Below are 6479 nucleotides of genomic sequence, written 5' to 3' on the forward strand. Positions count from 1 at the left end.
TCAGCCGTTGGCGAGCAGGGTGTTCATCTTGTCCTGCGCGGTCTGCAGCGCCTTCTCCGGGGTGGTGCCGCCCTTCATCGCCAGCGCGATCTGCTGGTCGAGGAAGTCGGTCATCGCCGAGTTCGCCTCGACCGGGTTGAGGTTCTTCGCGGTCTTCAGCGCCTCGTTCGCGAGCACACGGGCCTTGGCCTGCACGGTGCCGTCGTCCTTCGAGAAGAACGGGTCGGACTGCGACGACTTCGTCGACGGGAAGATGTTCACCAGGTGCGCGAACGCCTCCTGGTTCTTCGCGTTGGTCATGAACTCGGCGAGCGCTTCGGCCGTGGCGATGTGCTTGCTCTTCGCCGAGACGCTGAGGCCCTGCACGTAGAGCGGCGGGTTGTCCAGCGCCGGCGAGACGATGATGTTGCCCTTGAGCGACGGGTTGTTCTTCTCGAAGTCACTGATCGCGGTCGCACCACCGGTGGTCCAGGCGACCTTGCCCTGCGTGAACAGGGTGGAGTTGCCGAGGTAGTCGGTGTTGAGGACCGACGACGGCATCAGGCCCTCCTTGTAGGCCTTGGCGTACTTCGTGATGAGGTCGGCGGCCTTCGAGGAGTTCGCGAACGTGAACTTCGTGCCGTCGGCGTTGAGGATCTTGACGCCGGCGAGCGAGAAGTCGGACAGACCGGGCTTGCGGCTCATCAGGTAGTCGTCCGGGCACTTCTGGTGCATCGTCTCGGCCTGCGTGAACAGCTCGTCGGTCGTCTTCGGCGGGCTGGCCGGGTCGAGACCGCACTTCTCGAACATCGTCTTGTTCCAGTAGTCGATGTCGGTGTTGAGGTACCAGGGGTAGCCGAACGTGCCGTCGACGCCCTTGTAGTCGTACGCCGCGAGGGCGCCCTCGACGTAGGTGCTCGAGAGCTTGCTGTCGTCCTTCGACACGTCCTGCAGGAAGCCGCGCTTGGCGAGGGGCAGGGCGATGTCCGGCGGCAGGTTGACGACGTCCGGGAGCGAGTTCGACGAGGCCTGGCTGAGCACCTTGTCCGCGTAGCCGTCGCCGGGCTGGTCGACGAGCTTGACCTTCGCATCCGGGTACTTCTTCTCGAACGCCTTGACCACCCCGTTGAGGTAGTCCGTGTAGGTCGGCGTGAGGGCCCAGGTCTGCAGGGTGATCGACCCGCTGACCTCGCCGTCACCGCCGCCGGTGCTGGCGGTGCCGCCGCTCGAGCAACCGGTGAGGACGAGGGCGGTCACTGCGGCGCCTGCGAGGATCGCGGCCACTCGGCCCGACGTGGTGCGGTGGGTGCTTCTCATCGTTGCTGACTCCTTCGTCGAGCTACTGAACCGGTTCAGCCTTGTGCGCCGAACCCCTGCGTGACGGCGACGATGCCTGACTAAAGCGCTATAGTCAAGCCCGTGGCCACAGGACGCCGAACGACGATCGCCGACATCGCAGCACGGGCGGGCGTGTCGATCAGCGCGGTCTCGTTCGCACTCAACGGCCGCCCCGGCGTCTCCGAGACGACGCGGGAACGGGTCCGTCAGGTGGCCCGTGACCTGGACTGGCAGCCGCACACCGCAGCGCGGGCCCTGGGCGGCGCGAAGGCCGGGTCGATCGGCTTCGTGCTGAACCGCCCCGCCCGCACCCTGGGCACCGAGTCCTTCTTCGGCGACCTGATCTCCGGCATCCAGCTCGGCCTGACCGGCACCCACATCGGCATGACGCTGCTCGTCGCCCGCGACGCCGACGAAGAGCTCGAGACCTACCGCGACTGGTGGCGCGGACACCGGGTCGACGGCGTGATCGTCATCGACCCGCGGAGGGACGACGAACGCCTGCGCCTGCTCGCCGACCTGGGCATGCCGTCGGTCGTCGTCGGGTCACATCCCTCCCCTGCCGGCGCCGCCCCGAGCGTCTGGATCGACGACTCGGATGCCACCGAGACGGTCCTGCGCTACCTGCGGGCCCTCGGGCACCGGCGGATCGCGCACGTCTCCGGGCCGCCCGAGTTCGAACACACCGCACTGCGGATCGACCGGGTGCGGGCGTTCGCCGGGACGGATGTCGACGACCGCATGGAGTCCGTGCCGACCGACTACTCCGCCGAGGCCGGTGCCGCAGCCACCCGCCGCCTGCTCTCCGGGGCGACCCGACCGACGGCGATCGTGTTCGACAACGACGTGCTCGCCGTCGCCGGGCTCGGCGTCGCGAGCGAGATGGGCGTGCGGGTGCCGCAGGACGTCTCGATCGTGTCGTTCGACGACTCGGCGATGATCCGGCTCGTGCGTCCGGCGATCACCTCGCTCACCCGGGACACCGTCGAGCTCGGGCAGCGGGCCGCGGTGCTGCTCCGCGAGCAGATCGAGTCCGAGGTGCCCCTCCCGTCGCGCCCGGGGCCCGAGCTGACGCTGAGCGTGCGCGAGTCCACCGCGCGCGCCGCCCCCTGACTTCGGCCCGCGCGAGCCCGGCGTGGCCCGGCCGCGCCGTCCTGGACGCGAAAGCGACAGATGCGCGCCGAGTTCCGGCGCACATCTGTCGCTTTGGCGTCTGGGTCGGGTCGTCCGGGCCGTGCCGGACACGCCGGAGCACGCGCCGGACTTGACGGGGCGTTCGAACACACGTTCGAATACGAGGGTGGGACGGCGTCGCGAGAACCGGTGGCAGCCCCCGGAGCACCCGGAGGTGGAACGCCCCAGCGCCTTCTCCCTGTCGGAGGAGGCCCGGGGTGACGACGTGTGCCACGCGGTCACCCCGATCCCGGTCTGGGCGTGGGTGCAGTTCCCGACCTTCCACGTCCGGGTGAAGGCCTTCGCACGGAGCTGGACGCGCGACGCCGTCCTGGTCGAGTGGGCGCAGTTCGGACAGCAGGCCGACGCCTGGATCTGGCGATCGGCCGTGAAGCACCGCACCCTCCGCGCGGTCGATCCGCGGACCGGAAACGCGCCGACGAGCGGCAGCCGATCAGATCCTCGACCGGCGAGATCGCGTTCCCCGGAGTCCGCATGACGCACTGCGTTGACTTCATGCGCGCCGGCGAGGATCGTTCGTGACACACCGGCTCACGAAGATTCTCGACGATCGAGACATCTGCGCCGGAGACCGAGAGGAGGCACCGTGGAGAAGACCGACGTGCCGTCCTGGGTCGCCCACGTGCTCACCCCCGCCGAGGTCATCGAGGCCTACGTCGACCGACGTGTCAACGACCCCTCGCTCCTGTCGGGCGCCCAGTCCGAGCCCACCTACGCCGACTTCCTGCGCGCCGAGTAGTCGGCCCTCCTCCGGCGGACAGCCGGACGTCGTCAGACCGCCGCGGCACCCCGCCGCGACGTCAGGGTGACCCCGGCGCTCGCCGCGGTGACGCAGACGAGGGCGACGACCTCGAGTACCGACAGGGCCTCGCCGAGGACGACCAGGCCGGCGAGCGCCGCGATCGCCGGGCCCAGGCTCTGCAGCACACCGAACACCCGCGTCGGCATCCGGCGGAGCGCGGACATCTCGAGCGCGTACGGCAGCACACTCGAGAGCAGCGCCACGACGCCGAACACGACGAGCAACAGCGGGTCGGCCACGACACCCTGGACCGCGGGCCGGAGTCCGAACGGCAGCGCCACCACCATCGCGACGAGCATGGACACGGCCAGCCCGTCGATGCCCGGGATCGCCGCACCGACCCGGCGGTTCATCACGATGTACGCGGCCCAGCACCCGGCGGCGAGGACGGCGGCCACGACTCCCCCGACGTCGCCGACCGCGGACGGTCCGACGCCGAGCAGCACCACGCCCACGAGCGCCAGCGCCGCCCAGCCGGCATCCCGCCAGCGCCGGGTGTGCGCGAGCGAGAGCGTCAGCGGGCCGAGGAACTCGATCGTCACGGCGACGCCGATCGGGATCGTCGCGAACGCCACGTAGATGAACAGGTTCATGCCGCCGAGCGCCAGGCCGAGCAGGACCGCGGCGAGCCACTGGGCTCGGGTCCAGTGCCGGACCCGGGGGCGGACGACGAGCGCCAGGACGACCGCGGCGATGACGAGCCGGAGGGTGGCGGCGCCCACCGAGCCGACCTCCTCGAAGCGGGTCTTCGCGACCGCTGCGCCGATCTGCACCGACAGCATCGCGGTGAGTGCCAGCAGCGGTGCCGGGACGCGGTTCATCCGAGGTAGGCCAGGACGGCCAGGACGCGGCGGTGGTCCTCGCCGGTGTCCTCGAGCGCGAGCTTGCCGAAGATGCTCGTCACGTGCTTCTCGACCGCCCCGGTGCCGATCACGAGTGCACGGGCGATGGCGGCGTTGGTGCGACCCTCGGCCATCAGGCCGAGGACCTCGCGCTCCCGGGGTGTCAGCGCCGCCAGGGGGTCGCGGCGGCGGCTCATCAGCTGCGTGACGACCTCGGGGTCCAGCACCGTGCCTCCCGATGCGACCCGACGGACGGCGTCGTCGATCTCGTCGAGCCGGGTGACGCGGTCCTTCAGCAGGTAGCCGATGCCGGCGCTGCCGGCGGCCAGGACGTCCTCGGCGTAGGCGGCCTCGACGTACTGGGACAGCAGCAGGATGCCGGTCCGGGGAGCGATCCGCCGCGCCTGGACAGCTGCGCGGACACCCTCGTCGGTGAAGGTCGGCGGCATCCGCACGTCCATCACGACGACGTCCGGGGTCAGCGCGGGCAGTGCGGCGAGGAACGACGCCGGATCGCCGAACTGGCCGACGACGTCGATGCCGGCCTCGTCGAGCACGCGGGCCAGGCCCTCGCGGAGCAGGACGGCGTCGTCGACGACGACGGCCCGGATGCGTGCTGCATCCGGGCCGTCGGTCATGCGCTCAGCCTAGCGGCGACGCGCACCTGCTCACGTGCGGGGCGTGGGGACACCGTTGAGCGCACCGAGCGGGATCCGGGCGGTCGCCTCCGTCGGTCCGCCGAGCGGGCTGGACACCGTCAGTTCACCGTCCAGGGCGCGCATCCGGCCCATCAGCCCCTCGATGCCGTGCCCTTCGCGCGGGCTCGCCCCGCCGCGGCCGTCGTCCGTCACGCTGACCGTGAGGAACCAGGTGCCGGCCGTGTCGACCAGCAGCCCGAGGTACACCCCGGCCGCCGAGGCGCCGGCGTGCTTGGCGGTGTTCGTCAGCAGCTCGCTGACGGTGAAGTACACGTTCCGCTGGATCTCGGTCGCGAGTTCGAGCCCGTCGGGAAGGCGGATGTCGAGTCCGACCGGGATCGGCGAACGGGAGCACAGCGCTTCGAGGGCCGCGACCAGCCCACGGTCGAGCAGGATCGGCGGCGCGAACCCGCGGGACAGCGCCCGCAGTTCGTCGAGCGCGTCCTGCGCGTGGCCGGACGCCTCACCGATCAGCCGCTTGGCCCGCTCCGGGTCCTTCTCGAACGACCGCTCGGCCGCGGCCAGGTCCATCCGCAGACGCACCAGTCGCTGCTGCGGGCCGTCGTGCAGGTCGCGTTCGATCTGGCGGAGTGCCTGCCCCTCCGCGGTCACGGCGCCGGCACGGGAGGCCTGGAGGCCCGCCACCCGCTCCTCGAGCACCTCGGCCCGGAAGCCACCGAGCAGGCCGTGGTCGATCCAGTAGTGCGCGAGCACGGAGCCGCGCAGCCAGAGCGGGAACAGGAGCACGCTCGCCGCCATCGACAGGAGGCCGAGGAAGACGACCCCGGCACCCGAGCCGATGTCGTTCGGGTCGAGCACGTACCGGCCGGCGACGACGTACACCAGGACGACGACGACCGGCCAGAGGAACCCGACCGCCAGGAGCAGCCCGGCACCGACCGTCACGGCAGCGGTCAGCGGGTAGACGACGACCGCGTGCAGCAGGTACAGCCAGTAGTGCGGGTTCGCGACCGCCGACCCGGTGCGCGTCCACCAGTTCTGCTGCCACTTCGGCGTCCAGTCCACCGGACGGATCGGCCGTGGGTCGGCCCAGCTCATCCGCAGCTTCTCGAACTGTCCGAGCCAGCGGGCGACGAACAGTGCCACGAAGAACAGCAGCAGCGTGAACGGGTTGAACACGTCACGGGACCCGAGGCCGCCGATGCCCAGGATCGCGGGGAACGCGAAGTACAGCGTGCAGAGGAGCACCGCGGTGAGGGCCATGTAGCCGAAGTCCCGCGGCGACCGACGCCAGGCCTCCCGGTAGAAGGCGCCGGCGCTCGGTCGCCCACCGCTGCCACCGCTGCCGGAGCGGATCGGGGCATCCGGACCGCGACCGCCGCCCGTCGACGCCGTCGGCTTCGGCGGCTGCGGGGTGGTCACCGGCGGGGTCGCGTCCCAGGCGCCGGGAGGCCCGTCCGGGCCGGGTGCAGGGGCGGAGGGCATCGGGGCGGTCGCTTCCGGTGTCGTGGTGTTCAGCGGAACGGTCTCGGCATGGTCGGGGGGCGAGGTCACCGCGTCGTCCAGGGGGACGGTGCGGGCCAGGTCGAGCCGGTCGGTGTCGGTCATGCATCGAGCCTCGCCCAGGAGCGGGCCCGGTCCCATCCCTGTCTCTTATACACATCT

7 protein-coding genes are annotated in these 6479 nt (G+C 71.1%); 3 read left to right on the forward strand and 4 right to left on the reverse strand.

Translation table 11 applies throughout. From position 1 onward, the window contains the following. Nucleotides 1–1296 carry a sugar ABC transporter substrate-binding protein gene (locus DEI89_RS10660; protein ID WP_110904021.1) on the reverse strand — a complete coding sequence of 432 codons (1296 nt, stop codon included), beginning with the start codon at nucleotides 1294–1296 and terminating at the stop codon, nucleotides 1–3. Between the two features lie 102 nt (nucleotides 1297–1398). On the opposite strand from DEI89_RS10660, the gene DEI89_RS10665 reads away from it, so the two are divergent. From DEI89_RS10665 to DEI89_RS17685, 3 genes are all read left to right on the forward strand, one after another. After that, nucleotides 1399–2430, forward strand: a complete 1032-nt coding sequence (locus tag DEI89_RS10665; protein ID WP_110904022.1) for a LacI family DNA-binding transcriptional regulator — start codon at nucleotides 1399–1401, stop codon at nucleotides 2428–2430. A 235-nt stretch (nucleotides 2431–2665) separates the two neighbouring features. Beyond that, nucleotides 2666–2989: a hypothetical protein gene (locus tag DEI89_RS10670; RefSeq protein WP_146236751.1), complete on the forward strand. Its 324-nt coding sequence runs from the start codon at nucleotides 2666–2668 to the stop codon at nucleotides 2987–2989. A 108-nt stretch (nucleotides 2990–3097) separates the two neighbouring features. Then, a complete protein-coding gene (locus DEI89_RS17685) occupies nucleotides 3098–3250 on the forward strand; it encodes a hypothetical protein (protein ID WP_181421596.1) in 153 nt (50 codons plus the stop codon). 32 nt (nucleotides 3251–3282) lie between these two features. Here the strand turns inward: DEI89_RS17685 and DEI89_RS10675 are convergent, their stop codons facing one another. The 3 genes from DEI89_RS10675 to DEI89_RS10685 are packed head-to-tail and all read right to left on the reverse strand — an operon-like array spanning nucleotide 3283 to nucleotide 6422. Next, nucleotides 3283–4134 carry a DMT family transporter gene (locus DEI89_RS10675; protein ID WP_110904024.1) on the reverse strand — a complete coding sequence of 284 codons (852 nt, stop codon included), beginning with the start codon at nucleotides 4132–4134 and terminating at the stop codon, nucleotides 3283–3285. After that, nucleotides 4131–4793 (reverse strand): response regulator transcription factor, encoded by a 663-nt coding sequence (locus DEI89_RS10680; RefSeq protein ID WP_110904025.1) that lies wholly within the window; start codon nucleotides 4791–4793, stop codon nucleotides 4131–4133. Before DEI89_RS10680 ends, DEI89_RS10675 begins: the two co-directional genes overlap by 4 nt. Nucleotides 4794–4823: 30 nt before the next feature. Next, on the reverse strand, nucleotides 4824–6422 hold the full coding sequence (locus tag DEI89_RS10685) for a sensor histidine kinase (protein ID WP_110904026.1): 1599 nt from the start codon (nucleotides 6420–6422) through the stop codon (nucleotides 4824–4826). Nucleotides 6423–6479: the final 57 nt, after the last annotated feature.

The sequence above is a fragment of the Curtobacterium sp. MCBD17_030 genome (genome assembly GCF_003224255.1).
Classification (GTDB): Bacteria; Actinomycetota; Actinomycetes; order Actinomycetales; family Microbacteriaceae; genus Curtobacterium.

Coding starts and splice junctions, on each gene's coding strand:
- DEI89_RS10660 (WP_110904021.1), bottom strand. CDS start 1,296: ATGAGAAGCACCCACCGCACCACGTCGGGCCGAGTGGCCGCGATCCTC.
- DEI89_RS10685 (WP_110904026.1), bottom strand. CDS start 6,422: ATGACCGACACCGACCGGCTCGACCTGGCCCGCACCGTCCCCCTGGAC.
- DEI89_RS10675 (WP_110904024.1), bottom strand. CDS start 4,134: ATGAACCGCGTCCCGGCACCGCTGCTGGCACTCACCGCGATGCTGTCG.
- DEI89_RS10680 (WP_110904025.1), bottom strand. CDS start 4,793: ATGACCGACGGCCCGGATGCAGCACGCATCCGGGCCGTCGTCGTCGAC.